The organism is Flintibacter sp. P01028, assembly GCF_041925235.1.
Taxonomy (GTDB): domain Bacteria; phylum Bacillota; class Clostridia; order Oscillospirales; family Oscillospiraceae; genus Lawsonibacter; species Lawsonibacter aceti.
The window spans coordinates 214,743-241,505 of the sequence record NZ_JBHEVC010000003.1; the positions used below are offsets into that span (position 1 = coordinate 214,743).

Annotated in this window: 24 protein-coding genes; 18 read left to right on the forward strand and 6 right to left on the reverse strand. The window is 58.3% G+C overall.

Annotation, left to right across the window (positions count from 1 at the left end; genetic code table 11):
• Positions 1–45: 45 nt before the first annotated feature.
• Entirely contained in the window at positions 46–1,626 is a 1,581-nt protein-coding gene (locus ACEVJK_RS07830) for an FAD-dependent protein (RefSeq protein WP_374740333.1), read from the reverse strand.
• 283 nt (positions 1,627–1,909) lie between these two features.
• Here ACEVJK_RS07830 and ACEVJK_RS07835 point away from each other — a divergent pair, with 283 nt between their 5' ends.
• From ACEVJK_RS07835 to mtnA, 6 genes are read left to right on the forward strand one after another with little or no spacing between them, the layout of a single operon-like run.
• Positions 1,910–3,031, forward strand: a complete 1,122-nt coding sequence (locus ACEVJK_RS07835; protein ID WP_147571668.1) for a site-specific integrase — start codon at positions 1,910–1,912, stop codon at positions 3,029–3,031.
• A gap of 55 nt (positions 3,032–3,086) precedes the next feature.
• Entirely contained in the window at positions 3,087–3,509 is a 423-nt protein-coding gene (gene ruvX, locus ACEVJK_RS07840; protein ID WP_340406130.1) for a Holliday junction resolvase RuvX, read from the forward strand.
• Between the two features lie 30 nt (positions 3,510–3,539).
• The gene (locus tag ACEVJK_RS07845) at positions 3,540–3,827 is read left to right on the forward strand and encodes a putative quinol monooxygenase (RefSeq protein ID WP_340406132.1); all 288 of its coding nucleotides are present in this window, start codon (positions 3,540–3,542) and stop codon (positions 3,825–3,827) included.
• Positions 3,828–3,864: 37 nt separating this feature from the next.
• On the forward strand, positions 3,865–4,698 hold the full coding sequence (locus tag ACEVJK_RS07850; protein WP_340406134.1) for an EFR1 family ferrodoxin: 834 nt from the start codon (positions 3,865–3,867) through the stop codon (positions 4,696–4,698).
• Between the two features lie 20 nt (positions 4,699–4,718).
• Entirely contained in the window at positions 4,719–5,399 is a 681-nt protein-coding gene (locus ACEVJK_RS07855) for a class II aldolase/adducin family protein (RefSeq protein ID WP_186851866.1), read from the forward strand.
• The gene (gene mtnA / locus ACEVJK_RS07860) at positions 5,396–6,478 is read left to right on the forward strand and encodes an S-methyl-5-thioribose-1-phosphate isomerase (protein ID WP_340406137.1); all 1,083 of its coding nucleotides are present in this window, start codon (positions 5,396–5,398) and stop codon (positions 6,476–6,478) included. The genes ACEVJK_RS07855 and mtnA overlap by 4 nt, the downstream gene beginning before the upstream one ends.
• 54 nt (positions 6,479–6,532) lie before the next feature.
• On the opposite strand, the gene ACEVJK_RS07865 is transcribed toward mtnA, so the two are convergent.
• The 3 genes from ACEVJK_RS07865 to ACEVJK_RS07875 all read right to left on the reverse strand — a co-directional run bounded on the left by ACEVJK_RS07865 (position 6,533) and on the right by ACEVJK_RS07875 (position 8,646).
• Positions 6,533–7,846 (reverse strand): alpha-amylase family glycosyl hydrolase, encoded by a 1,314-nt coding sequence (locus ACEVJK_RS07865; RefSeq protein WP_240288381.1) that lies wholly within the window; start codon positions 7,844–7,846, stop codon positions 6,533–6,535.
• A gap of 81 nt (positions 7,847–7,927) precedes the next feature.
• Complete coding sequence (locus ACEVJK_RS07870; protein WP_147571675.1) at positions 7,928–8,293, reverse strand: sulfite exporter TauE/SafE family protein; 366 nt, start codon at positions 8,291–8,293, stop codon at positions 7,928–7,930.
• Positions 8,290–8,646, reverse strand: coding sequence for a TSUP family transporter (locus ACEVJK_RS07875; RefSeq protein WP_240288382.1), 357 nt, complete (start codon positions 8,644–8,646; stop codon positions 8,290–8,292). Before ACEVJK_RS07875 ends, ACEVJK_RS07870 begins: the two co-directional genes overlap by 4 nt.
• Before the next feature lie 318 nt (positions 8,647–8,964).
• Between ACEVJK_RS07875 and ACEVJK_RS07880 the strand changes: the two genes are divergently transcribed.
• The 3 genes from ACEVJK_RS07880 (at position 8,965) to cysK (ending at position 16,396) form a co-directional block, all read left to right on the forward strand.
• Entirely contained in the window at positions 8,965–13,680 is a 4,716-nt protein-coding gene (locus ACEVJK_RS07880) for an S-layer homology domain-containing protein (protein WP_374740334.1), read from the forward strand.
• Between the two features lie 485 nt (positions 13,681–14,165).
• Complete coding sequence (locus ACEVJK_RS07885; protein ID WP_374740335.1) at positions 14,166–15,449, forward strand: O-acetylhomoserine aminocarboxypropyltransferase/cysteine synthase family protein; 1,284 nt, start codon at positions 14,166–14,168, stop codon at positions 15,447–15,449.
• A gap of 14 nt (positions 15,450–15,463) precedes the next feature.
• Positions 15,464–16,396, forward strand: a complete 933-nt coding sequence (gene cysK / locus ACEVJK_RS07890; protein ID WP_147573303.1) for a cysteine synthase A — start codon at positions 15,464–15,466, stop codon at positions 16,394–16,396.
• A gap of 74 nt (positions 16,397–16,470) precedes the next feature.
• On the opposite strand, the gene ACEVJK_RS07895 is transcribed toward cysK, so the two are convergent.
• Positions 16,471–16,899, reverse strand: a complete 429-nt coding sequence (locus ACEVJK_RS07895; RefSeq protein ID WP_147573301.1) for an Rrf2 family transcriptional regulator — start codon at positions 16,897–16,899, stop codon at positions 16,471–16,473.
• Between the two features lie 166 nt (positions 16,900–17,065).
• Between ACEVJK_RS07895 and nifS the strand changes: the two genes are divergently transcribed.
• Both nifS and nifU read left to right on the forward strand, forming a co-directional pair.
• Positions 17,066–18,238 carry a cysteine desulfurase NifS gene (gene nifS / locus ACEVJK_RS07900; protein WP_374740336.1) on the forward strand — a complete coding sequence of 391 codons (1,173 nt, stop codon included), beginning with the start codon at positions 17,066–17,068 and terminating at the stop codon, positions 18,236–18,238.
• Between the two features lie 14 nt (positions 18,239–18,252).
• Positions 18,253–18,666 carry a Fe-S cluster assembly scaffold protein NifU gene (gene nifU, locus ACEVJK_RS07905; RefSeq protein WP_147573297.1) on the forward strand — a complete coding sequence of 138 codons (414 nt, stop codon included), beginning with the start codon at positions 18,253–18,255 and terminating at the stop codon, positions 18,664–18,666.
• A 206-nt stretch (positions 18,667–18,872) separates the two neighbouring features.
• On the opposite strand, the gene ACEVJK_RS07910 is transcribed toward nifU, so the two are convergent.
• Entirely contained in the window at positions 18,873–19,670 is a 798-nt protein-coding gene (locus ACEVJK_RS07910; RefSeq protein ID WP_147573295.1) for a hypothetical protein, read from the reverse strand.
• Between the two features lie 137 nt (positions 19,671–19,807).
• Between ACEVJK_RS07910 and ACEVJK_RS07915 the strand changes: the two genes are divergently transcribed.
• The 7 genes from ACEVJK_RS07915 (at position 19,808) to ACEVJK_RS07945 (ending at position 26,705) form a co-directional block, all read left to right on the forward strand.
• Positions 19,808–20,314, forward strand: a complete 507-nt coding sequence (locus ACEVJK_RS07915; RefSeq protein ID WP_374740337.1) for a YqeG family HAD IIIA-type phosphatase — start codon at positions 19,808–19,810, stop codon at positions 20,312–20,314.
• A complete protein-coding gene (locus tag ACEVJK_RS07920) occupies positions 20,311–21,174 on the forward strand; it encodes a TIM barrel protein (protein WP_374740338.1) in 864 nt (287 codons plus the stop codon). Before ACEVJK_RS07915 ends, ACEVJK_RS07920 begins: the two co-directional genes overlap by 4 nt.
• Positions 21,175–21,217: 43 nt before the next feature.
• A complete protein-coding gene (locus ACEVJK_RS07925) occupies positions 21,218–21,637 on the forward strand; it encodes a nuclear transport factor 2 family protein (RefSeq protein ID WP_374740387.1) in 420 nt (139 codons plus the stop codon).
• A 55-nt stretch (positions 21,638–21,692) separates the two neighbouring features.
• Positions 21,693–22,499 (forward strand): hypothetical protein, encoded by an 807-nt coding sequence (locus tag ACEVJK_RS07930; protein WP_374740339.1) that lies wholly within the window; start codon positions 21,693–21,695, stop codon positions 22,497–22,499.
• 24 nt (positions 22,500–22,523) lie between these two features.
• Positions 22,524–23,588, forward strand: a complete 1,065-nt coding sequence (locus tag ACEVJK_RS07935; RefSeq protein WP_374740388.1) for a M24 family metallopeptidase — start codon at positions 22,524–22,526, stop codon at positions 23,586–23,588.
• Between the two features lie 62 nt (positions 23,589–23,650).
• Positions 23,651–24,328 carry a methionine synthase gene (locus ACEVJK_RS07940; RefSeq protein WP_147573287.1) on the forward strand — a complete coding sequence of 226 codons (678 nt, stop codon included), beginning with the start codon at positions 23,651–23,653 and terminating at the stop codon, positions 24,326–24,328.
• A complete protein-coding gene (locus ACEVJK_RS07945) occupies positions 24,315–26,705 on the forward strand; it encodes a homocysteine S-methyltransferase family protein (protein WP_374740340.1) in 2,391 nt (796 codons plus the stop codon). Before ACEVJK_RS07940 ends, ACEVJK_RS07945 begins: the two co-directional genes overlap by 14 nt.
• Positions 26,706–26,763: the final 58 nt, after the last annotated feature.

A 26,763-nucleotide genomic window follows, 5' to 3' on the forward strand; every position in this document is an offset into this window, starting at 1 on the left:
CTATCGGCCGCCCCATCCCCGATGGGGCCCCGGCGAGGGGGCGGCTCATCCCCGCGCCACCGCTTCGGCCACGCGAATACCGTCCACCGCCGCACTGACAATGCCCCCCGCATAGCCCGCCCCCTCGCCACAGGGGTACAGGCCATGGAGAGGGGACTGACAGCCCTCATCCCGTAAAATGCGGACAGGAGAGGAGGAGCGTGTCTCCACCCCGGTCAGCACCCCATCTGGTACAGAGAAACCCCGCAGCTTTCGGTCCATCAGGGGCAAGGCATCCCGCAGGGTATCCGACACAAAGTTGGGTAAACAGCCCTCTAAATCAGTCCAAGTCACTCCAGGCTGATATGTGGGAAGAATGGCGCCAGGGCCCTGTGAGGGCCGCTTGTGCAGAAAATCCTCCACTCGCTGGGCAGGGGCCCGGAAGCCTCCACCCCCCAGTTGGAACGCCGCCTTCTCCCATCGCTCTTGGAACCAGACTCCAGCCAGCACATCCGCCTCTGGAAAGTCCTCCGGCCCTACTCCCACTAACAGTCCACCGTTGATATTGGCCCCATCCCGGGCCCGCAGGCTCATACCATTAGTGACCACGCCTCCCTGCCGGGAGGCGGCCGCCACCACCTGCCCACCGGGGCAGACACAGAAGGTGAAAGCCGACCGGCCGCTGGGCAGGTGGCAGGCAAGTTTGTAATCCGAGGGCGGCAGCTTGGAAAAGGCTGGGCCGTACTGCTGGCGGCTCACCGCCTGCTGGTCGTGTTCGATGCGCACCCCAATAGCAAAATTCTTTTTCTCCATGGGCACCCCCGCCTCCTTTAGCATGGTAAAGGTATCCCGTGCGGAGTGGCCAGGGGCCAGGACCAGGGCGTCAGCAGGCAGGCGATAGGGCCCTGTCGGGCCCTCCACCCGTATGCCAGCCAGGACTCCGCCGCTGACGGTCAGTCCAGTCAACCGATGGCCAAACCGGACATCACAGCCCAGGGAAATAAGCTCCCGGCGGATATTTTTCACCACCTGGCGCAAAATATCGGTTCCGATGTGGGGTTTATGGGAATACTTGACATCGGCGGGGGCCCCCGCCTCCACCAGCACGTCCAGCACAGCGGAGATGCGGGGATCGTGGGTCCCAGTGGTCAGCTTCCCGTCGGAGAAAGTACCGGCTCCCCCTTCGCCAAACTGTACGTTAGACTCCTCGTCCAAAATCCCAGTGTCCCAGAAAGCCCCCACGTCCAGGGTCCTCCGGTCCACATCCCGCCCCCGCTCCAAAATGACAGAGGGAATACCGTTGCGGGCCAGAAACAAGGCGGCAAAGAGTCCTGCCGGGCCCATGCCCACCACTACCGGAGGCAGGGCCGCCTTCCGTCCCACACTGGGGAAGGCGTAGGGTCTCCGCTCTGTCAGAGAGATGTTTCGACCGGGGGCGGAACGGACCACGGAAACCTCGTTGGCCATGGACAGCTCCACGGTATAGACATAGTGGACATCATCTTTCCTCCGCGCGTCAATGGACTGGCGGACGATGTCCAGCTCCCCTAGTGCCCCAGGGCGCACACCCAGCGTCCGGGCCGCGCGCTTTCTGAGCTGATCCAGGTCCCCGTCTACTGGCAGGGCCAGCCCTCCGATCCTTATCATCTCAATCACCTCTTTTCAAAGTATTGTATCACAGCCGGCGGCAAAGCGGAAGTTTTGGATCGCTCTTTTTCTCCTTTTCCTCCGCCTGGAGCTCGCATCCCGCCGCTCTGCCCAGAGGAGCGAATCCCCGTCTTTTTCCCAGAATTTGTCGAAATATGTTGAAAAAAGCAGTTTTTCCCATTTATTCTCTTTTTATGCCCCCGTGCCGAGGAAAAATCGCCGCATTTGTACCGGGGGGGCCGACCGTCAGCAGAATACAAAGAAAATGGAGGCAATGAAAATCATGGCAAGAAAAACTGTGGAGCGCAATATCTCATACGACGACGCCCGGGATCTGTACTACGTCAGTATGGACCTGGGCCGTGATGAGGAGGGCCGGCGGATCAAGCAGTACCGTACCTTTCCCACCCTGACCGCCGCCCGGGCGGGACTGCGGGATTTCCTGGCCCATCGGGATCAGGAGCGCCAAACCCCCCGGCATCAGCTCACCCTGTCCGAGTGGCTGGAATACTGGATGGACACCATCGTGCGGCCCAATCGGGCGGAAACCACGGTGTATTCCTATCAAAAGATCATTGACAATCACCTGGGCCCGGCCCTGGGGGATATGCCCCTTCTGAAGCTGACGCCTAAGGACATCCAGCAATACTATACCCAGGTACAGCGGGATAACAGCCTCTCCTCCAACACCATGCGGCGGCACCACGACCTTCTTTCCTCCTCCCTGCGGACGGCGGTGCGGCAGGATATGCTGCTGGTCTCCCCCATGGACCGGGTGGAGCCCCCCAGGTCCAAGCTTTATGAGGCGGACTTCTATACCCCGGAGGAGCTGAAACGGCTCTACGCCCTCCTCCCCGGCCACCGGCTGGAACTGCCTGTCAAGCTGGCGGGCAGCCTGGGTCTGCGGCGGGAGGAGCTGTGCGGTCTGAAGTGGGAAAATGTAAACTTTCAGCTCCGGGTCATCTATATTCGAGAGGCCCGCACCGCCTTCGGCGCCACCATCATCCAAAAGGAGACCAAAAACCGCGCCTCGGTCCGCACACTCTATCTCCCCGAAGATATCTTCCGGCTGCTGAACCAGGAGCGGGCGCGCCAGAACGCGCTCTTCCGCGGGCGTGAGGAGCCTGGCCATGTGGTGCTGGACCACAAGGAGCTGCCCTACTCGCCCAACGCTCTGTCCCTGGCCTTTACCCGCTTCGTGCGAAAAAATGACCTGCCCCGGGTCACCCTCCACGGCCTGCGCCACTCCTTTGCCACCATTGCCTCCTTCCAGGGCGTGTCCCTCTTCGATATCGGCAAAGCCCTGGGCCACTCCACCCCCGCCACCACTGGCCGCATCTACACCCACCTCATCGACCGCACCCACGAGGAGACTTTGATGCGGGTGTCGGACGCGCTGAAATAACCGTTGTATTCCCTCTGAATTTGCGGTATCATTTGAGAGAGAGGAGGGAGTGTCTATGCGTATTATGGCCATTGACTACGGCGACGCCCACACCGGCGTGGCCATCTCTGACCCCACCGGACTTTTGGCCGGGACCACCACTACTATCCACAGCCGGAAGGGAGGGGTGGTGCTGGAGGAGCTGAAGAAGCTGGTGGATGCCTACCGGGTGGAGGAGCTGGTCATGGGCTTTCCCCGGAATATGGACGGCACCGAGGGCCCTAGGGCCCAGCTATACCGGGACTTTGCCGGCCAGGTGGAGGAGGTCACCGGTCTGAAGCCCGTCCTGTGGGACGAGCGGAGGACCACCGTGGACGCCCACCGCATCCTTTTTGCGGCAGGCCAGAACTCCAAAAAGCGGAAAAAGACAGTGGACGCCGTGGCGGCCTCCCTGATTCTGGAGGGCTATCTGAATTTCAAACGAATGACTCAGCAATAGGAGTTCAACAGATATAAGGGGGAAAGAAATATGTACGGTATCAATGTGATCTACACCATGAAGCCCGGCAAGCGGGAGGAGTTTCTGGCTGGAGTGACCGCCAGCGGCGCTCAGGCGGCGGTGCGCGGGGAGGAGGGCTGTCTGCAATACGACTATTTCACCTCGGTGGATGACCCGGACAAACTGCTCCTGCTGGAGAAGTGGACCACTCGGGAGGCCCAGAAGGTCCACATGGGCCAGCCTCATATGGCGCTGATCCAGGAGGTCAAGGATCGCTGCGCGGCCGATACGATTCTGGAAACTTACGACCTGCCGTAAGCGGTTCAGGTTGAAAATGGTGAAGGAGGAAATACATATGGAAATCAAAACTGTTTGGGCCGTCTATTTCAGCGGCACTGGCACTACAGAAAAGGTAGCTACCCACCTTGCCAAGTCCCTGGCCGGGCAACTGGGAGCCCAGTACAAGTCCCATGACTACACCCAGCCCAAGGGCCGGGAAAACGCGCTGCAGTTCGGTCCGGATGAACTGGTGGTATTGGGTACTCCGGTCTATGCCGGACGAGTCCCCAACATGATGCTGCCCTTCGTCCAGAACAGCATCCACGGCGAGGGCACCCTGTCCGTCCCCGTGGTCCTCTACGGAAATCGAAACTTCGACGACGGGTTGATGGAGCTCAAGCAGGTGATGACGGCCAACGGCTTCCTGCCCATCGCTGGGGCCGCCATCGTGGGCGAGCATTCCTTCTCCAAGATCCTGGGCGCCGGCCGCCCCGACGGGGAGGACATGGCTCTGGTGGACCAGCTGGCCCGGCAGACCGCCGAGAAAGTCAAGGGGCTGACGGCCCTGCCCGAGGAGCCAGTCCAGGTGGAGGGCTGCGACCCCATCCGCCCCTACTACACCCCCCGAGACCGGAACGGCGAGCCCATCAAGGACTTCCTGAAGGCCAAGCCCGTCACCGACCTGGACAAGTGCGTTCGGTGCGGCCTGTGCGCCCGGCTGTGCCCCATGGGGGCCATCGATCCCAATGATGTGAGCCAGGTGGTGGGCAAGTGCATTAAATGCTGCGCCTGTGTGAAAAAGTGCCCCATGGGGGCCAAGTACTTCGACCATGAGGGCTACCTATACCACCAGCATGAGCTGGAGGACCTGTACGCTGCCCGCCGGGCGGAGAGCAAGATCTTTATCTGAAGAACATGGGAGATTGGGGAATGGAACAGGACCGGGAAACTCTGTGTCAGGTGTGCCTGCTGCTCTATCAGCGGGGCTATGTGGTTAGCAACGACGGCAATGTTTCCGTTCGGATTGGGGAAGACCAGGTACTCATCACCCCTTCCGGTGTAAGCAAGGGCCGGCTGACCCCTGATATGCTGGTAGTATGCGACCTGGAGGGCCGGGTGTTGGCAGGACACCTCCACCCCTCCTCTGAATCTGCTATGCATCTGCTTGTCTACCGGGAGCGCCCCGATGTAGGCGCGGTGGTCCATGCTCACCCGCCGGCGGCCACCGCCTTTTCCATCTGCCGCCGCCCCCTGGCCCAGCACTATCTGACCGAAACCATTAGTGGGCTGGGGGAGGTGCCTGTGGCCCCCTTTGCCCTCCCCTCCACCAGTCAGGTCCCCGACAGCCTGCGCCCCTATGTGGCCGGCTGCAATGGGGCCCTGCTGGCCAACCATGGGGCCATCGCCTGGGGCAGAGACCTCTGGCATGCCTTTGACCGGATGGAGCAGGTGGAGCAGACCGCCAAGATCTTTGCCCTCGTTCACCAACTTGGAGGCGGGGTGGAACTGTCACCAGAGCAGGTAGGGGCTATCCGAGGGCTGGAGGGGCACTACCGGACGCTGTCCGGGTCCAGAACTCCCCACGAGGAACAGGGAGGTGGAAGAACATGACGCAGCCTTATCCAGACCATATCCGGCTGGGCCCAGGAGAAGACAGCGTTATCCTGCTGGATCAGACCCAGCTGCCCAACCGCCTGGAGGAACGGCAGGTCCGTTCCCTGTCCGAGATGATAGAGGCCATCCGCTCCCTGCGGGTCCGGGGCGCCCCTGCCATTGGAATCTTTGCCGGGTACTGCCTGTATGCCCTGTCCCGTCAGCTGGAGGCGCGAGGGTGGAAGGGCCCGGCCCTGCTGGCTGAACTGGAGGGGCTGGGGGCCGCTCTGGCCGGGGCAAGGCCCACCGCTGTCAACCTGTCCTGGGCCGTGGATCGGATGCTGCGCGCAGCCCGGGGCTCGGCTGGCGAGCACATGTCGGAGGCGCTGGGCAGGGAGTGCCGGGCCATCCATCAGGAGGACCAGGATATGTGCCACAAAATCTCGGAGTACGGTTTGTCCCTTTTACAGTCAGGAGACGGGGTACTCACCCACTGCAACGCCGGCCCTCTGGCTACCTCCCGCTATGGCACCGCCCTTGGTCCTATCCTGCTGGCCCAGGAGCGCGGCATTTCTCTACGGGTATTCGCGGACGAGACCCGGCCTCTGCTCCAGGGAGCTCGGCTCACCGCCTGGGAGCTTCAGCAGGCTGGGGTAGACGTGACCCTCATCTGCGATAATATGGCCTCCATCGTCATGAAAAACGGCTGGGTCCAGGCCTGTTTCGTGGGCTGCGACCGGGTAGCTGCCAACGGGGACACGGCCAATAAGATCGGCACCAGCGGGGTGGCCATCCTGGCCCGCCACTATGGGGTCCCCTTCTATGTATTGGGGCCTACTTCCACCATCGACCTGAGCTGCCCTGACGGGGATCACATCCCTATCGAGGAGCGGGACGGGGAGGAGATCCGCTCTCTGTGGTACCGGGAACCCATGGCCCCCTCCGGGGTAAAGTGCTATAACCCCGCCTTCGACATCACTCCCCATACGCTGATTTCCGCCATTATCACCGAGAGGGGCATCTGCCGCCCTCCCTACTCCCTCTCCCTGCCAGCCCTGTTTTCTCCCTCTCAAGGCGAACCATCATACAGCCCATAACGAAGCGGCCGCCAATCTGGCGGCCGCTTCGTTCTCTATTTTTCTGGGCGGCCCTCACCGCTCCATCTTCCAGAACCGGACGCTGTACGGCGGCAGCTCGCTTCCTCCGCCGAAGTCGTGCTTTTCCCCGGAGATCAGATCCCAGGCCAGACCACAGCCGGCGTCAAAATGGGCGGTATAGGGCTGGCTGTCCCCGTTGACCGCCACCAGCACCCGCTCCTGTTCACATTTCCGCTCGAAGATGATCTGGCGGTTGGTCAGCACTACATTCCGGTAATTCCCATAACACAGAGCCGGGCTGTTTCTCTTGGCCGCCGCCAGTTTGGCGATATGCTCCGTCAGCTGGTTCCACTCCGGCCTCTCCAATGCCGGACGGAGCGCGTCGTCGCTGTCCGGTCCCTTCCGGCCCTCCAGCCCCCACTCGCTGCCGTAGTATACCGCCGGCACCCCAGGCATCCCAAACATCAGCCCATAGGCCGGGGCCAGATGATTTCGGTCGGTCAGTCGGGAGGCGATGCGGTCCACATCGTGGTTATCCAGGAAGGACAGCAGGTGGGCCCCCTTATATAAGGTCCACTGCTCCGGCCCGAACTGCCGGGCAAGGGAGTGGCCGATCTCAAACATATTCCTGGAGTTGAAGCTGGACCACAGCCCCTTGTAGCACTCGTAGTTTGTCACTGAGTGGCACAGCTCCGGCCCCATCCACCGGTTATAGTCCCCGTGCAGCGTCTCTCCCATCAGCACAAAGTCCGGTTTCAGCCCTTGGGCAAAGGCTCTCAACCGCTTCAGGTACTCCGGGGGTAAGCAGTAGGCCACGTCCAGCCGCAGCCCGTCGATGCCGAACCGCTCCATCCAGGACCGGATGGCGTTAAATTGGTGTTCTATCACCGCCGGATTCCACAGATTCAGCTTGACCAGCTCGTTGTGGCCCTCCCAGCCCTCGTACCAGAAGCCGTCATGATACTCGGTATCCCCGTCAAAGCTCAGGTGGAACCAGTCCCGGTATGGACTGTCCCATTTTTTCTTCTGTACCTCCTGAAACGCCCAGAAGCCCCGTCCCACATGGTTGAACACCCCGTCCAGCATCACCCGGATGCCGGCCTGATGGAACGTCCGGCACACCTGGGCCAAATCTTCATCGCTCCCCAGCCGAGGGTCCACCGTAAAATAGTCCCGGGTGTCATAGCCGTGGCGGTCGCTGTCAAAGACCGGGTTGAGCAGCACCGTGTCCGCTCCCAGCCGCTTGATGTGGTCCACCCAGTCCAGCAGCCGCAGGATGCGGGGGGTCCTCACCCCGTCGTTTTCCTTCGGCGCGCCGCACAGGCCCAGAGGATATATTTGATAGATGACCGCTTCGTCAAACCACATTGACAGGCCCTCCTTCCATCCCGCCCTTAGGGGCAGATATGGTCCTATCATATCCTATCCGACGCCTGGGAGCAAGCATTTTTACTCCTTTGTACGCCCAAACAGCTCCATCAGCCCCACCACGATGAGAAACGCTCCGAAGAATTTGCGCAGCAGCCCTACCTCCATAGCGGTGGCCGCCCACGCCGCCAGGGCGGCGCAGACCAGCCCTGCCCCGATGGCCGGGAGGAGCACTGGTTTCTCGATGTAACCGTTTTTGACATGGGCGGGCAGGGCCATCAGCCCAGCGGGCAGGAAATAGAGCAGGTTGATGCCCTGTGCCAGATGCTGGTCCACGCCGGCGAAGGCGGTCATATAGACCAGCAGGAGGGTGCCTCCCCCCACGCCGAAGCCGGACAGCACTCCTGTGGCAGCCCCCACTGCCAGGGGCAAAACCCATTCGCTCATAAAAAGCTCCTCACTCCCCCATAGATAAGCAGAAGGCCGAAGGCCCGCTTCAGCCAGACCATCTGTACTCCTTTGAACCACTTTCCCCCCGCCCAGCCGCCGACAGTCCCTCCCACCAGGTATGGCAGCGCGGCCCAGAAGTCCAGCCCGCCCCGCAGAAAGTAGACGCACACGGACAGGGCGCACAGGGGCAGGATGACCGCCACCGAGGTGGCAAAAGCCCTCCGCTGGTCCAGACGGCAGTACCCGGTGAGCAGCGGAACGAACACCGAGCCCCCTCCGCCACCAAAGAAGCCGTTGGCGACTCCGGCCAGTCCGCCGGCAATCAGATATCTCCATGTTTGACCGCGCAAAAAACCGCCCCCTTTTGGACCTAGTGTGCCAAAAGCGGGGCGGTTTATGTAAAAAGTCAGCTTGAATAAAAAGAGGGAACTACTCCTTCCGGAGCGGGTAGGCATAAATTTGAAAAGGTGTACCTTTACAAATTCAGAAATAAGATGAAAATTATTGTCAAATGGTTGCTTTTCTTCCCTGTTAATGCTATATTCTAATGTTGTATAGGTGTGCTCTCAAAACTTTTTGTAGGTACACTTTTTAAAACAAGCGAAGGAGGATGACAGTCAAATTAGTATATGTTTATTCCTTATTTTTTATGTAGAGGAGGAAATTTTGTGAAGAAAAAACTTTTGGCAGGATTCATGACTTTGTGTATGCTGTTGTCGCTTCTTCCCACTGCAGTGTTTGCGGTTGAAACAGAAGCTGAACCCAGCACGGAGCAGACCGTTTCGGACCCGGTTGACGTTGTGACCCAGACCGAAAGAAGTGGGGACAGATCGGAGCCTATGCAAACAACGGTGGGCGAGATCGATACCGCAGAGGCATTGCAACAGGCAATTAATGTTGCCCCAGACGGTGTCCAAACCGATATTATCCTAACTGATGGTTTTTCCATTGATACAGTGATTACGATTCCAGAAGGAAAAGAAATCTCTTTTGATTTGAATGGAAAGACTCTCACTGTTACAGAGAATTTTACTGGGCGTCCTTTCAAAATTGAAGGGACTCTGATTGTAGAGGGGGACGGAACTATTGATACCACTTCTGCAAAAGAAACGTATGGCGTATTTGACAATTACGGAGTGCTGACTGTTCTCAATGGCACTTATAAAAGCTATTTGTATGCAGGCGGAGCAGTTATTAAAAACCGCCCCGGCTCACAGTGTACAATCAGAAATGGAGCTTACTACGGCTCCCCAACGGCGGTATATAATGAGGGAATCACCAAAATTTATGGTGGTACCTTTGAAGGTCGCTCTTGCAGTTCGTGTGATAATAAAAACTGGGGGTACACCATTCAAAGCCACTGGACTGACAAATCGGCCGCAAAGCCTGAGTTGTATTTTTATGATGGTAAAGTGATTGGTGTTCAGGGGGCCTTCTCTACCTCTGCCGGATACTCAGAAATTCGTGGTGGCACTTTTACGACCGTTTCCTGTGAGACGCACAGTGGCGGAAACAGCGCATTTTATGCGGCCTATATCGCCGGCGAATCCGGAGAGGTGGAAGCCCATATCTACGACGGCATCTTCACGGCCTGCACGAAGCAGGCGCTATTTGTGGGTAATAGTGGGGATGGCGGAGAGAAAAAGTCTGCAATCGTCTTTGTACATGACGGTACCTTTGTTTCCCAGGCATCCGGTCAGCCCGCAGTTTATGTAGATAATCCCCTGGGTGGGCTAGAGATTTATGAGGGTAAATTCTCCAGTAATGAAGTTAAGACCAACCCCAAAAATAAGCAGTTGTCTGATTATACAAATCCCTCCAGTAAAGTGGAAGAGAGTGACGGGAGTTTTATTGTTGTCCCATTGACAGCTGAAAACTCTGTGGCAGAAGTTGGAGGTAAATATTACGCCACTTTGCCCGACGCCATCGCCGCCGCCAAGACCGGCGATACGGTGAAGCTGGTAAAGGATATCACCTCATCCAGCACCATTCAGATTTCCCAAAAGACTGATATTAAGTTGGACCTGAACGGGAAAAAACTCACGGTTACAAGCGGCGACGCCCTTCTTAACAATGGTGCGCTGACCATTCTGGATTCTCTGTCCGGCGGAAAGATCATTTCTGAGAAATCAGGTACAATCGGGGTCGGCAGCAATTCTACCACCACGATTCAGTCTGGTGAGTTTGAATCTGTGGAGGGTGCAGTATTTACTGGGCTCTCGACTGGCGCAACGATTACCATTGAGGGCGGCACTTTCAGCGCCTCTGATAATGCGGTTATTGCGGGTAACGGATCGAACCGGACTGGTGATCCCAATGTGATCAACATCAAGGGCGGTACCTTCAACGGCAGCATTAAGACTGCGGGTTATGTTGCCTGCGGTATCTATGCCCCCTGGAAGGATCAGATCACAGTTTCCGGTGGTACCTTTAACATTACCAGCGGAGCTGGCATTGTTGCCCGTGGAGGAACTGTCACCGTCACCGGCGGCGAGTTTAAGACGACCGGAAATGTCACCGGCAAGGTCGGAGATAGCCGAGTTGTAGTTCCCTGTGCCACTCTGGTATTTGACAGTGCGGCAAAGTATCCAGGTATGACCGAAACTTCCAAAATTGCGGTTTCCGGTGGTACATTTACCTCTGATTCTGGAGTCAACACAGTGCAGACTGTGGCTGATGATCCTGCGGACACTTCCCGCGTTTCCATCATCGGCGGCACCTTCTCTTCTGATCCCAAATCCTACATTTCCACCGGCTATACTGCCAAGGAAAACACTCCTTCTGAGGGCCTCTGGACGGTAGAGGCCTCCAATGGCATGGTGGCCGATGTAGAGAAGCCTACGGGCAGCACCTCTGCCTCCGCTACTGTCGGTGGCAACTTCTCTGTCAACCAGGGAGAAACCGGAACCGAAGGAGACGGTCAGGTGAAGCCTGAATCCGGTTCTGTCACTGTAAATGTGGCCACCGGCGAGGCTGGAGCTCCTGACGAAAACGTCAAGCAGGTCACCGTATCTGTGGACAACAACGCTCTGACCTCCGTTCAGTCGGCCAAGGTCGATGTGGATATCGTCACCGACGTGGGCACCGTTACCCTGGACAAGGATGCCTGGAACACCATCACCGAGAAGGCCGATGGCGGCAGCGTGGCCCTGACCGTGGAGGAGAAGATCGGTGGCGGCTGGACCGTGTCCGCCGTTAACGCCAGCGGCGACCCCGTGTTCTCCGCTGAGGACGACACCCGCAAGGGCGAGATCACCGTTTCTGTACCCTATAATCAGGAACTGACCGATGGTCAGAGTGTCGTGGTTTACTATGTGGGTGAAAATGGCCAGTTGGAGTCTATGACCACCACCTATGAGGCCGGCACCCTGTCCTGGACCACCGACCATCTGTCGGACTTCATCGGCGTGATTATCGGAGAGGACGACGAGGCCGTCTGGGTGTCCAATGGCGCCATCACAACCGGGAAGCTGGCCACCGCTCTGGCTGATCCTAAGTTTGACGGCGGCAACATCTATCTGGTGAAGGATGCCGCTTTGGACAGCGCCAAGTTCACCATCAGCAAGAATATCACCATCCTCAAAGACGAGAATGCTGCGGCTGTCCCCGCCATCACCGCCACCGTCGCCGCTGGTCCTACTACCGGCGCCTTTACGATCACCGAGAACGCCGCTCTGACCTTGAACGGCGTGAAGCTGACGGTTAAGGGCACTGCTGATACCGAAGGAAAGGGCGGCAATTACGACGGCACCGGCTTCATTCTGAATAACAGCGCCAATGGCAACGGCGGCAAGCTGATCCTGAACAATGCCGAGGTGGAACTGACCGGGCTGCAGCGCGGCATGGTGTTCCAGGTGGCCGCTGAGAATTTGGCCAGCGTCGAGATGATCAACTCCAAGCTGACCATCCAGAACATCGACGGCAACGCCTCCAACGGCGGCGTGTGGAATATCAAGGATCATTCCACTCTCACCGTAAACGGCTGCGGCGACTATGGTCTAAGCGTACAGGATATCACCGTAGATAATTCTACCGTCAATGTCACGAATGTAGACAAGACCGGCGTGGTCGCCCAAGATGTAACTGTGTCCGGCGGCGGCTCCATCTCTGTGACCAACAGCGGCAAGGAATTGCCCTGCAAAGACTGGCAGGGCAACGACATGAACGCCGTGGTGGAATTGAAGTCTGACGGATCTTTGACAGTAGACGAGAATTCCAAGCTCACTGCCAGCGGCAACAAGGATAAGGACGGCAAGCCCGTTGACAAGATCGATATCAACGGTGGCACTCTGGACAACAAGGGCGCCATCACCGGCGAGATCGTCACCACCGCACCCGCAGGCTCCCACACCGTCAAGGTCGTGGTGAACGGCCAGGTCATTGACATTCAAACCGTGACCAACAACAGTTCCTTCACCCTGCCTGCTGCCCCTGCCGGAGGCAACTTCCAGGGCTGGTATGACGGAACCACAGTTCATGCCGCCGGTGCGACAGTGACCATTACCGCCGATGTGACCTTTACCGCCAGTTGGTACACCTCCGGCGGCGGTGGAGGCGGCGGCTCCAGCAGCTACTCCATCAGCGTGGACAAGAACATTGACAACGGCAGCGTGACTGTCTCCCCCAAGAGCGCCTCCAGCGGCCGGACGGTGACCATCACTGTCAAGGCCGACGAGGGCTATGAGTTGGACGAACTGACGGTCACTGACAAGAACGGGGACGAGATCGAACTGACCGACAAGGGCGACGGCAGGTATACTTTCAAGATGCCCCGGTCCAAGGTGACCATTGAGGCCTCCTTCGTGGAGATCGACCACCAGGATACCTGCCCCGCCGCCGGCTTCCGGGATGTGGACGAGGACGCCTGGTACCATGAGGCGGTGGACTACGCCCTGGACAACGGCCTGATGTCCGGTGTGTCCGACCGGGAGTTCGCCCCCGGCAGCACCCTGACCCGCGCCATGGTGGCCCAGATGCTGTACAGCCTGGAGGGCAAGCCCGCGGCCGGCAGGGCTGACTTCGCTGACGTGGCGGAGGGCGCCTGGTACGCCGACGCCATTTCCTGGGCGGCTGGTGAGGGCATCGTGTCCGGCTATGGCGACACCTTTGGCCCCAACGATCCTATTACACGGGAGCAGCTGGCGGCCATCCTGTACCGCTACGCCCAGAACGAGGGGTACAAGACCAGCCAGAGCGGTAAGGGGACAGAGGGCTATCTGGACGCCTCCTCCATCTCCAGCTATGCCGTGAAGGCCATGGACTGGGCGGTAAACGCCGGTCTGCTGTCCGGCAAGGGGAACAACACCCTGGCGCCTACCGCCGGGGCCACCCGCGCCGAGGTAGCACAGATCTTCATGAACTTCTGCAAGGATATTGTAAAGTAAGATTTTGGGGGCACAGCAAAATGAGGAAATTCCCATAAGGAAGTCTTCCCATGGAGAACCCTCACGACAATTTAGATCTGCTTTGAAGGAGCCGGTGTGGATTCTACCACACCGGCTCCTCCCGATTTTTGGTCCAGGATTCTTCAATTTTCGTTTTACTTTCCTCGGACCGGGACATACTAGCGGCCACTCTCTTTTGAATAAAACATAATACCCATTGACATAGTAGGTAAATTATGTTATTATCTGCCTATCATTTATGGAAAGGAGTTTGCTTTATGCAAAGTATATTTCAATCACTCTTGCGTAGCAATTTCCGATGTGGACGAATGTTGTGCTCCCGGACGTGTGATCTGGCTAGGCGCATAACATTTTCTTGTTTGTGTCTTTGGTAAATACGATATCAATAGGTCCAGATACCTGTCCGGGAGTTGTGTGCTAACCCCAATTTTCCATATCAGGGAATAATGAAAGAGGTATCTGTTATGAACAACTACAAATTTGAAACGCTGCAAATTCATATTGGGCAAGAAAAGCCAGACCCTGCTACCGATGCCCGCGCTGTCCCTATTTACGCCACCACATCGTATGTGTTCCACGATTCTGCCCATGCCGCCGCCCGGTTTGGGCTGGCTGACGCGGGAAACATCTACGGTCGTTTGACCAACCCTACCCAAGGAGTGTTTGAGGACCGTATCGCCGCACTAGAGGGCGGCGCGGCTGGATTGGCTCTGGCCTCTGGTGCGGCGGCCATCACCTATACTATCCAGGCTCTTGCTAAAAAAGGTGAACATATTGTAGCGCAAAAAACCATCTACGGCGGCACATCCAATCTGTTGGCTCATACGCTACCCTTATATGGGGTGGAGACTACCTTCGTTAACATTCATGATTTGAGTGAGGTAGCTGGGGCTATTCAACCCAATACCAAGGCCATCTACATCGAAACACTGGGCAACCCCAACAGTGACATTCCAGATATCGCCGCCATCGCACAAATTGCCCATTCCCATGGTCTGCCCCTGGTGATTGACAACACCTTCGGGACACCCTATCTGATCCGGCCAATCGAACATGGCGCGGATATCGTCGTCCACTCCGCTACCAAGTTCATTGGCGGACACGGCGCTGCTTTGGGCGGCGTCATTGTGGACGGCGGCACCTTCGATTGGGCAACGTCGGGCCGGTATCCATGGCTGTCCGAGCCAAATCCCAGCTATCATGGCGTTAAATTCACCAAGGCCGCCGGAAAGGCTGCCTTCGTCACCTATATCCGCGCAATCCTCTTGCGGGATACCGGGGCCGCTATCTCTCCCTTTGCCGCTTTCTTGCTGCTCCAAGGGACTGAAACGCTGTCCCTGCGGCTGGATCGCCACGCAGAGAATACTCAGAAGGTGGTTGAGTACCTGGTAAGCCATCCGCTGGTGGAGAAGGTCAACCACCCCTCCCTGCCCGACCACCCTGACCACGCTCTATATCTGAAATACTTTCCTAATGGAGGCGCATCCATTTTCACCTTTGAGATCAGAGGAGGCAAAGAGCAGGCGTGGCAGTTTATTGATGGATTGGATCTGTTTTCCCTATTGGCGAATGTGGCCGATGTGAAATCTCTGGTTATCCACCCGGCTACCACAACTCACTCCCAGCTTACTGAGGAGGAACTGTTAGATGTAGGAATCAAACCTAACACCATTCGGCTTTCTATTGGCACAGAACATATTGACGACATCATCGCGGACCTTGAAAAAGGCTTCGCACAGGTAAAATAGGGGGAGGAGAGAAGATGAACAGGATTTACGCCGCGGCTGACCAGCTAATCGGGCATACTCCGCTCTTGGAACTGACACACATTGAAAAGGAGCTGGGTCTGGAAGCGAAGATCATTGCCAAACTGGAGTATCTTAACCCAGCTGGAAGCGTAAAAGACCGCATCGCCAAGGCCATGATCGACGATGCGGAGGCAAAAGGCCTGCTAAAACCCGGCAGCGTCATAATCGAGCCTACCTCCGGTAATACCGGAATCGGCCTTGCCAGCGTTGCTGCCGCCCGCGGCTATCGCATCATTATTGTCATGCCGGAAACTATGAGTGTAGAGCGGCGGCAGATTATGAAGGCCTACGGCGCGGAGTTGGTACTGACAGAGGGAGCCAAAGGCATGAAGGGCGCCATCGCCAGGGCAAATGAGCTAGCCGCAGGCATCTCTGACAGCTTTGTGCCGGGACAATTTGTGAACCCCGCCAATCCCGCCGCCCACTATGCCACCACTGGGCCGGAGATTTGGATAGATACCGAAGGTGTCGTGGACTACTTTGTTGCCGGAGTGGGCACCGGCGGCACTGTTTCCGGCGTGGGAAAATTTCTAAAGGAGAAAAATCCCGATCTCAAAGTCATTGCCGTGGAGCCGAAAGACTCTCCGGTACTCAGTGGGGGGTGCGCCGGATCCCATAAGATTCAGGGCATCGGCGCTGGCTTTGTTCCTGATACGCTGGATACTTCCATCTATGACGAAATCATCCCGGTGAGGAATGAGGATGCCTTTGCTTTGGGCCGGCTGACAGGCAGAAAAGAAGGCGTCTTGGTTGGAATCTCTTCCGGAGCTGCCCTGTGGGCCGCCTTGGAAATCGCCAAGAGGTCGGAGGCCAGGGGCAAAACAATCGTGGTGCTGTTCCCTGACACCGGAGACCGGTATCTCTCCACCCCCCTCTTTTCAGAATAACCAAAATCATATCATCGCATTGAAAAAGCCGCCGCATATGCGGCGGCTTTTTCAAGCGCACATAGTATGCATGGTCAGATCGGGCAGGCTACCTGTCCATCAGCTCTTATCAAATCAGCAATGGTAATACTATCGAAATAGTCATTGACCATCTGGTTCAATTTCTTCCACATCGGCAGGGTACGACATTCCGCCGCACGACGGCATTCATTGCTGCCGGAGCCCAGACAGGCCACGGGAACTAGGCTGTCCTCTGTACAGCGCAAAATTTCTCCCACCGTATACTGCTCTGGACCACGATTCAGCCGGTACCCTCCGCCTTTGCCTCGAAGCCCCGTCAGCAGATTCCCACGTACCAACAATTTCAGGATGATTTCTAGATACTTTTCCGATATCTCCTGCCGCTGGGCAATTTCCCGCAGGGGAATATAGCCGTCCGAAGGATGTTCGGCCAAATCAATCATCACCCGAAGCGCATAGCGGCCTTTTGTCGAAACGATCATTATCATATCCCCCTTTCGATAATCCTATTATACAACAGGGTTAATCATATATCAATGGCTTCATCAAAAAGTCATGGCTACTACTTGAAACTCAGAAAACATAGTGATATAATAGGTTTATAAAACCTATATTCCTACTATGATTAAGAAAGGAGCTAGATGCCCCATGATCTACGCGGATAACGCCGCAACAACAAAACTTTCTCCTGTGGCGCTTGCGGCGATGACGCCTTATTTCACGGAGGACTATGGAAATCCATCCTCTTTATATAATCTCGCTACTCACTCGAAGGCGGCTTTGGACAGGGCCAGAGCTGACGTGGCGCTGTGTCTGAACGCTCAACCAGAGGAAATATTCTTTACTTCCGGAGGCACTGAGAGCGACAACTGGGCGCTACGCGGAGTGGCAGAAGCTCTTAACAAAAAGGGGAAGCATATCCTGATCTCCGCCGTGGAACACCACGCTATTCTTCACACAGCCCAATGGATGAGAAAGCAGGGGTTTGATGTGGAGGAGCTTTCGGTAGACGAATTTGGTACTGTACAACCGGAAGTCCTGAAAGACGCTTTGCGGCCTGACACGATTCTTGTTTCCATTATGATGGCCAACAATGAAATTGGGACGATTGAACCAGTTAAGGAACTTGCTGCCATTGCCCACGAGAATGGTACGCTATTTCACACAGATGCCGTACAGGCGGCAGGCCATATCCCGGTGGACGTAAACGATCTGGGGGTAGACTTACTCAGTCTATCTGGGCATAAATTTCATGGTCCGAGGGGGGTGGGTGTCCTGTATATCAAATCCAGAACTCCTATTCTACCGCTGATCCACGGCGGTGGTCAGGAGCGAAACCGCCGTTCTGGGACAGAGAACGTGGCTGGCGCGGTGGGGCTTGCCGCCGCCTTAAAAGAGCGGTGTGCCGTTTTAGAGGAAGAAATTCCCCGTATCTCCATGCTGCGGGACAAACTGATCCAAGAGGTCTTAAAGTTTCCCCGAACCCGCCTCACCGGCGACCCGGTAAACCGCCTGCCATCCATCGCCTCATTTACTTTTGAGGCCATTGAGGGAGAATCCATTTTACTGAAGCTGGATGCGAGAGGCATCTGCGTTTCCAGTGGCTCCGCCTGTTCCTCCGCTTCTTTGGAGCCCTCCCATGTGCTTCTGGCCATTGGCCTCCCCCACGAGATCGCCCATGGCTCTGTACGGATCAGTCTGGGAAGTGATGTAACGGAAGATGACGTGGATACCATCATTCTGGCACTCAAGGAAGTTGTTGATCATCTGCGGGCCATGTCCCCCGTTTGGGATACCACGGCCCAAAAGGCGACTTGGTAAAGGAGAAGAATACCATGATTTATTCTGATAAAGTTATGGACCATTTTAATCATCCTCGGAATGTGGGGATCATTGAGGATGCGGACGGAGTTGGTACCGTAGGCAATCCAGTGTGCGGCGACATCATGAAAATGTATCTCAAAATTGACCATGGCGTTATCACAGATGTCAGGTTCAAGACCTTTGGCTGCGGTTCTGCCATCGCTACCTCTTCTATGGCAACTGAGATAATAAAGGGCAAGACCATCGAAGAGGCATTGACTATGACCAACGCCGCTGTTGCGGAGGCATTGGACGGTCTTCCCCCTCATAAGATGCACTGTTCCGTCCTTGCAGAAGAAGCAGTAAAAGCGGCTTTAGCTGACTACTATACAAAGCGGGGCCAGCCCGTACCACCAGAGTGTTCAGTAGAAGCCGATGGGCGCTGAATCCCTTTGTCGGTCTCCTTTAGAGCCTTTTAGTCTGATAAGGACCTAGGCTGGAAAACCGCACAGCCGATAACACGCAGATCTCATTGCGGTTATCGGCTCTTTTTATCGAAATCTTTTCAACGGCCTAATCGCTTGCGGCCGCATACAAATTTTTCTCTCTTGAAACGTCTGTTTTCTGTCATATACCCCTGGGAAGGCTGGACCTATCTGGCTCTGGATTGCGCCCGTTGGAGCCCCAGCTGCTCCACACAGTCCGCCACCTCCGGCCAGGCGGCCAGGAAGGTGTGTATCCCCGCTCTGCGGGCTACCTCCATTTTTCGACGCAGGGTGTCGCCATCATCAAAGAGGACAAAGTGGGCTCCACCCTCCCGGTTCATATAGGTAAAATACCGAGCGCAAAGCTCTCCGGAAAAGAACACCGAGGGGTTCATCTGCCGCCTTTTCTGGGCCAGTTCTTCCCTGGTCAGGGGCTGCCCGTTGCCTGTGGATGAAGGCAGGGCAAAGTCCTCCGCCACCCTCTGGAGCGCCAGAGCCACCCGGTCCGCCCCAAAGCAGCCGGACGCCTCCTCCAGCCGAAGGGCCAGAGAGCCTCCAGATAGGGCGGAGGATATCATGACTCTGGCCCGTTGAAGCCTGGCTCCGTAACTTTCCGGCACATAGAGGGTCCAGCCCCGGCGGGCAAATCCCTCCTCCAGTGTGGCGGCCATCCGCTCCAGCGGGGGCAGCTTGGCATCAAAGTCCAGTACCGCCCCCGTGAAGCCACGGGCGGAACACTCCCGGACCACCTCCTGGCACAGCGGGCCGGGGTCGCCCAAGCCGTCGAAGCCCTGATCGTCCACCACCATGATCCCGCCCCTGGGCTGGACTGTGCCGCCGCCCGCCCGGAACAAATGCGGCCCCCTCCCCACCCGATAGGCCAGGTGACCTGGGGTCACATCCCACCCCTGTACTGACCGCAGAGTCTGAGGCGGCGTGGTAATGATAATGGTGTCCCTCGTCATGACGGCTCCCCCTTGCCCAGAATATTGTATCGTGATATACTTAACCGATGATTGTGGTCAGACCAAATGGAGGCCCGCTCCCTCCACTCTATGCCAGCGGGCCAAAGCATAGAACGAGACATAAGGAGGACCTACCCGTGCCCTTTTCACCCATTCCCCGGGGGGTATATCCCTCGGTCACCCACATCAGCCCCAGCGAGCTGGCCGCCAAAGGGATCCGTCTGGTACTGGCAGATCTGGACAACACCCTTGTCCCCTACCATGTGACAGAGCCCTCCCCCGAGGTGGCCGCCTGGGCCGCAGAGCTGGCGGAGCAGGGGATCCAACTGTTCCTGCTGTCCAACAGCCGAAAGCCCGGCCGGGCGCAGAAGTTTGCCGAACAGCTGGGCATCCCCTATCAGGGGCACTCAGGCAAACCGAAAAAAGGGGGCTATCTCCGGGCTATGGAGCGGATGGGCTGCCGGCCGGAGGAAACAGTGATGGTGGGGGACCAGATCTTTACCGATACCCTTGGGGCCAACAACGCCGGGGTCATCCCCTTGCTGGTGGAGCCTATTCGGCTGGCGGGCAATCCGGGCCGATACCTCCGCTACGCCGCTGAAACCCCTTTCCGGATGCTGGGCAGAAGGAGGCCCTTCCTATGAGCGCCAAATTTGGCCCAGCGGGCAATTCTGACAGCTTTTCCAAGGTACATCGCTCCTCGGTGGAGGCCCCGGGATGGATCGCCGGCCTGGGTCTGGACTGTTATGAATACCAGTGCGGCAAAGGAGTCCATGTGGGAGAAGAAACTGCCCGCAAGGTGGGGGAGCGGGCCCGCCAGGCCGGCATCTCCCTGTCCCTCCATGCCCCCTACTTCATCAACCTGGCCAATCCCGACCGGTCGGCCCTGGAAAAAAACATCGGCTATATCTCTGCCGCCTGTCTGACGGCCAGCCAAATGGGAGCTGGCCGGGTGGTCATCCACTCCGGGGCACTGATGAAGCGCAGCCGGGGAGAAGCGCTGAACATCGCACGCCGATCCCTGCGGGAGGTGATCACCGCCTGTGATGACCAGGGCTTCGGCTCTATCGCCCTGTGCCCCGAAACGATGGGAAAGATCAACCAACTGGGAGATCTGGACGAGGTGCTGGAGCTGTGTACCCTGGATAAGCGGCTGATCCCCTGCATCGACTGGGGACATCTGTACGCCCGCTCCCTGGGGGCAGACGACGGGCAGGAGGCATTTTCCCGGATGCTGGATCGGGTAGAGGAGGTACTGGGGACAGAGCGGGCTGCCCAGTTCCACAGCCACTTCTCTCACATCCAGTTTACTCCCGGCGGGGGCGAGAAGTGCCACCGTACCTTTGCCGATGATGACGGCTACGGCCCCGATTGGACCCCGCTGGCTGCCCAGGTGGCCTGCCGGGGCTGGAGCCCCACTTTTATCTGCGAAAGCGCAGGGACTCAGGCGGAGGATGCGCTGACTATGAAAAGAATATATGAGCAGTATGCCGCAAACCCATGATGCACTCCTATGGGGCGCTGCCGAAAGGAGAAACGGTATGGATATAGCAGGACGGGAGCAGGCTGTCCGCCGCTGGTTTTCTATGTGGCTAGAGGGCCGGGACACCGGTATTCTCCAGCTTTTTGCTCCAGATGCCCTGTATATCGAGAGCTGGGGGCCGGAATATCGCGGTGCCCAGCAGATCAAGCACTGGTTTGAGGAGTGGAACACCCGCGGAAAGGTGCTTGTCTGGGACATCCAGGGATTTTTTCACAGGGAGGACCGGTCTGTGGTGGAGTGGCACTTTGAAAATAAAATGCGCGGCGGGACGGCAGAAATATTTGACGGCCTCTCTCTGGTGGACTGGGATAGGGATGGCAGGATCTGCCGCCTTCAGGAGTTTGGATGCAATCTTCACCGGTATGACCCCTATGCCGATGGCCCAGCTCCAAAATTCCGGGAGGGAGCGGCGCTTTGGTTTTAATAAAGATGTAAAGACGGTGCCTCATCCCCCGTTCTAATGAGTAAGGAGGTCGCTTATGGGTGCGTGGAGCGTTTCCATCAACGGAAACGATTTTGCCCAGGACATGAAGCTGGAATACATGGCCGTCTTTTCCACTTTCTCCCTCGAGCAGGGCATCGCCCTTCTGGACCGGTATGTCCAGGACAAGTTGGACGGTCAGAGGGATATTGGCACCTGGACAGACTACACCTATTCTCTGGCTGACTTTTTATGGAAGCATGGACTTTTAACTCCACCCATGCGTGACCGGGCCCTGACCTTGATCGATGAGAAGGCGGCGCTGGACCTCTATTCAGATGTCAGAGCCAGGGAACGGACGCTGGACCTCTTTCGGGAAAAGCTGACCAGCCCTCAACCGCCGCCAAAGAAGGTTCGGGTGCGGTTGAACACCAAGCCGGTATTTCAACCGGGAGATGTGATCGCCCTGCGCCTTTGTACCAGAGCACGCCCCTACTATCCCTCTCACTATCTGACCAGTGAGGAGCTGTATGATTATGATGGTCAGTGGTTCCTCCTGCACAAGCTATGCGACCAGGTCAGCTGGCAGTCCCGGCTGGTCCCCCGGATTCTGGACCTTTGGCCTGTCTTTGAATTGGGCCGCAGGTGCTATACCCACATTCCCCAGCCAGGAAGCTGGTTGAGTGATGGCGTGGCCACCAGGTTTTTTTGCGATGGAACAATGGCTCCTTACCGCCGCCGGGAGGCCCGTGTCATTGAGAACTGCCAGACAAATCTATCTGACGGCTCCGGTGTGTCCCACGGAGAGTTTCTCTCCTACTTCTGTGATGAAAGTCTGCTGATCGCCCAGCGGGAGGCAGACTGACCGATGGAGAAAGGTATCGTTATCATGAATCATATTACAAAAATTTCCAAAAAACTGTCTGAATACGGCCTGGATGCCATGCTGATCACCAGCTCCTCCGGGGAGCGGTACGCTCTGGGCTTTCATGGGGAGGGTCTGCTCCTGGTCACCCGGGACGGGGCCCGCTACACCACCGACGGTCGGTATATCGAGGCCGCTCGGGAGCAGATCGTGGGAGCGGAGGTATCTCTAGTCACCGCCGGCAGCGGCCACCTGTCTCAGGCCAAGGAATTTATCCAGGTCCATGGGCTGCGCAACGTAGGCTTTGAGAGCGGTGAAATGACCGTAGACGCCCACCGCCGATACAGCCAGGAGCTGCCCTGCATCCTCACCCCCGCCCAGGGACTTCTGGATGATCTGCGAGCCAGCAAGGACGAGGGGGAGCTGGCCCATATGCGCCGGGCCCAGGAAATCACCGACGAGGCGTTCAAGGCCATTCTGAATTTTATCCGGCCCGGACTGACCGAGCGAGAGATCGCCGCCCGACTGGTATACGAACTGCTGCGTCGGGGCGGGGAGCAGGTGTCCTTTGACCCCATCGTGGCCGCCGGGCCCAACGGCTCCCGCCCCCACGCCGTGCCCGGAGATCAGGTGGTGGATGTGGGGATGTTCATTACCATGGACTTCGGCTGCAAGGTGGAGGGCTACTGCTCTGACATGACCCGCACGGTGGCCCTGGGACAGCCCAGCCCGGAAATGGAGAAGGTGTATGCCGCCGTTTTGGCCGCCCAGCGGGCGGGCATCCAGGCCGCCCGGGCTGGGGTATCTGGTCGGGAGGTGGACGGCGCGGCCCGGCGGGTACTGAGGGAGGCGGGCTATGGGGATTATTTTACCCACAGCTTCGGCCACTCCCTTGGAGTGGATATCCATGAGTCCCCTAATGCCAGCCCCAGTGAGGACCGCGTTCTCCCAGCGGGGGCGGTCATCTCTGCCGAGCCCGGCGTGTACATTCCCGGTAGATTCGGCGTCCGCATTGAGGACGTGCTGGTCCTGAAGGACGGCGGATGTGAGGACATCACCCGCTCCCCCAAGGACCTGATCGTATTGTAAAGGGGACAAGATGCATACCACCCGATATGCCAGGCCCCATACAGAGAGGAGGCCCCCGGCCCATGTCCATTGAATTGAAGCAGCTAGATACAGACGAGATCTTACGTTACATGGGCTGTCCCCCGGACCAGGCCGGAGCGGACCTGCGAAACCAGGCCCAGCTCTGTGGCCGGCACATATGCCAGACGGCCCGGCTCCGCTGGGCCTGGCGCTGTTACGATATACTTCAGGAGGAGAACGGCGTGCGTCTGTCCTGCGGCCTGCTCCTCCCCGGCCGGGACCTGAAGGCCCATCTGGAGGGCTGTGTAAGGGCGGTAGTGTTCTGTATGACTCTGGGGGCAGCGGTGGACGTGCTTATCCGGAAGACCCAGAGCGGAGATATGCTCCAGGGGCTGGCCCTGGACTGCGCCGCGGACACGGCGGTGGAACAGGGGTGCGACCAGATCGAGTTGGAGCTCCAGGCCATGTTTCCCGGCTGCTCCTTCCCCTTCCGGTACAGCCCTGGCTATGGGGATCTGCCCCTGACCGTCCAAGGGGAGCTTCTCTCCCTGCTGGACGCTCCCCGCAGGGTGGGGCTGACGGCCAGCGCCAGCCACATCCTCATCCCCCGGAAATCGGTGACTGCCATCCTGGGGGTATCCGACCGAGAGATCGCTAGAAACAAACGAAGCTGCCTGGGCTGTCCCGCCCAGGGCGGCTGCCAATACCGAAAGGCAGGTGGACACTGTGGACTTTTATGAGCTGTTGAAGGCTCCTGGACCTGTAATCCTGGATGGCGGCATGGGCACCATGCTCCAGGCCAGAGGGCTGGGCCTTGGGGAGCATCCGGAGCTGGCCGCTCTTGAGCACTGGGACTGGGTGGTGGATATTCACCGCCAGTACGCCCAGGCCGGCAGTCAGATCCTGTGCGCCAATACCTTTGGCGCCAACCGGGAAAAGCTGCGGCGCACCGGAAAAACTGTGACCGAGGTGGTCCCCCCCTCCATTGACGCCGCCCGGGAGGGCGCCGCGGGGAATGCCCTGGTGGCCCTAGATATCGGCCCCATCGGCCAGCTTCTGGAGCCCACGGGCTCCCTGCGGTTTGAGGAGGCGGTAAACATCTTCAAGGAGGTGGTCCTCGCCGGGGTTCAGGCCGGGGCGGACCTGGTCCTGATTGAAACCATGACCGACCTCCAGGAGTGCCGGGCCGCCCTGCTGGCTGTCAAGGAGTGCTGCTCCCTGCCGGTGATGGTCACCATGACCTACGAGGACCGGGGCAGGACCTTTTTGGGCCACTCCCCCGCCTGCGCCGCTCTGGTACTGGAGGGGATGGGGGCAGACGCTATCGGAGTCAACTGCTCTCTCGGTCCTCGCGAGATGCCCCCTCTGGTGGAGGAGCTGACCCGGTGGTCCACTCTGCCCATCGCCATCAAACCCAACGCCGGCCTCCCCGACCCTGGCGGAGCCGGCTATGATATCACCGCGGAGGAGTTCGCCGCCGCTATGGCCGACCTGGCCCCCATGGGGGTCAAGCTGTTCGGGGGCTGCTGCGGTACCACCCCGGAGTACATCGCCCTGCTGAAGCGGGCCCTGATGGGGCAGGCCATCCGGGAGCCCTTCCGCCAGGTGCCCGCCGCCGTGTGCGGCCCCACCCTGGCCTTACCCATCGACCGGGTCCGTGTCATCGGCGAGCGCATCAACCCCACGGGAAAGAAGCTGATGAAGGAAGCCCTGCGCCGGGGGGATGTGGACTATATCCTGAACCAGGCTCTGACCCAGGTGGAGGCGGGGGCTGATATTTTAGATGTAAACGTAGGTCTGCCTGAGGTGGATGAGGAGGAGATGATGGTCCGGGCGGTGAAGGCCATCCAGGGGGTATGCGACGCCCCCCTTCAACTGGACTCCACTGACCCCAAGGTGCTGGAGCGGGCCCTCCGGGTCTACTGCGGCAAGGCCATTGTCAATTCGGTGAATGGGGACCGGGAAACCATGGAGTCCATTCTCCCCCTGGTCAAGAAGTACGGGGCCGCCGTGGTGGGACTGACGCTTGACAAGGACGGCATCCCCAAGACCGCCCAGCAGCGGGTGGACATCGCCCGCCGCATCCTGGAGGCGGCCCTGTCCTACAGCATCCGCCGGGAGGACGTATATATCGACTGCCTGACCCTCACCGCCTCGGCGGAACAAGAGGGTGCCTCCCAGACGCTGGACGCCCTCCGCCGTGTCAAGGACGAGCTTGGGCTGAAGACGGTGCTGGGCGTGTCCAACATCTCCTTCGGTCTGCCCGCCCGGCCCCTGGTCAACCAGACGTTTCTCACCATGGCCATGACCTGCGGCCTGGACCTGCCCATCCTCAACCCCAACACGGACGCTATGATGGCCGCTGTCCGGGGCTACCACCTGCTGATGAATGTGGATCGGGAGGCCCGTGCGTTTATTGCCGCCTACGGAAACGCCGGGATCAAGACCTCCATTACCTCCGGCGGGGCTGGAGGCCAGACTCCTGTACCAACGGAGGGCCGCTCTCTGGCCCAGATCGTGGAGGCCGGACTAAAGGGTGAGGCGGGTGAGGCCACCCGCCGCCTGTTGGAGACCACCTCCTCCATGGATATCGTGGACCACATCCTCATCCCCGCTCTGGACCGGGTGGGAGCTAATTTTGAGGCGGGCAAGGTCTTCCTGCCCCAGCTCATCCAGTCCGCCGGGGCTGCCCAAGCCGCTTTTGAGGTCATCCGGCAGGAGATGTCCGGCCCATCTGACCAGACGTCAGGCAAAGGCCCCATCGTGCTGGCCACCGTCAAGGGAGACATCCATGATATCGGGAAAAACATCGTCAAGGTCCTACTGGAAAATTACGGCTACACGGTCATCGATCTGGGCAAGGATGTAGACCCCGGCGACGTGGCGCAGGCGGTACGAAAGCATCAGGCCCCTCTGGTGGGGCTCTCGGCCCTGATGACCACCACGCTGAAAAGCATGGAGGACACCATTGCCCTTCTCCATAGCCAGGAATTGTCCTGTAAGATCGTGGTCGGCGGCGCCGTCCTGACCCCGGAGTATGCCGTGCAGATCGGCGCCGACTTCTACGCCAGGGACGCCAAAGAAAGCGTGGACGTGGCCAAGCGGGTAATCGGCTGACCCCTTCTCTTTCTCATTGTGCTTTGGTCCGTGGTCTGCTATAATAGTGCAAAATGCG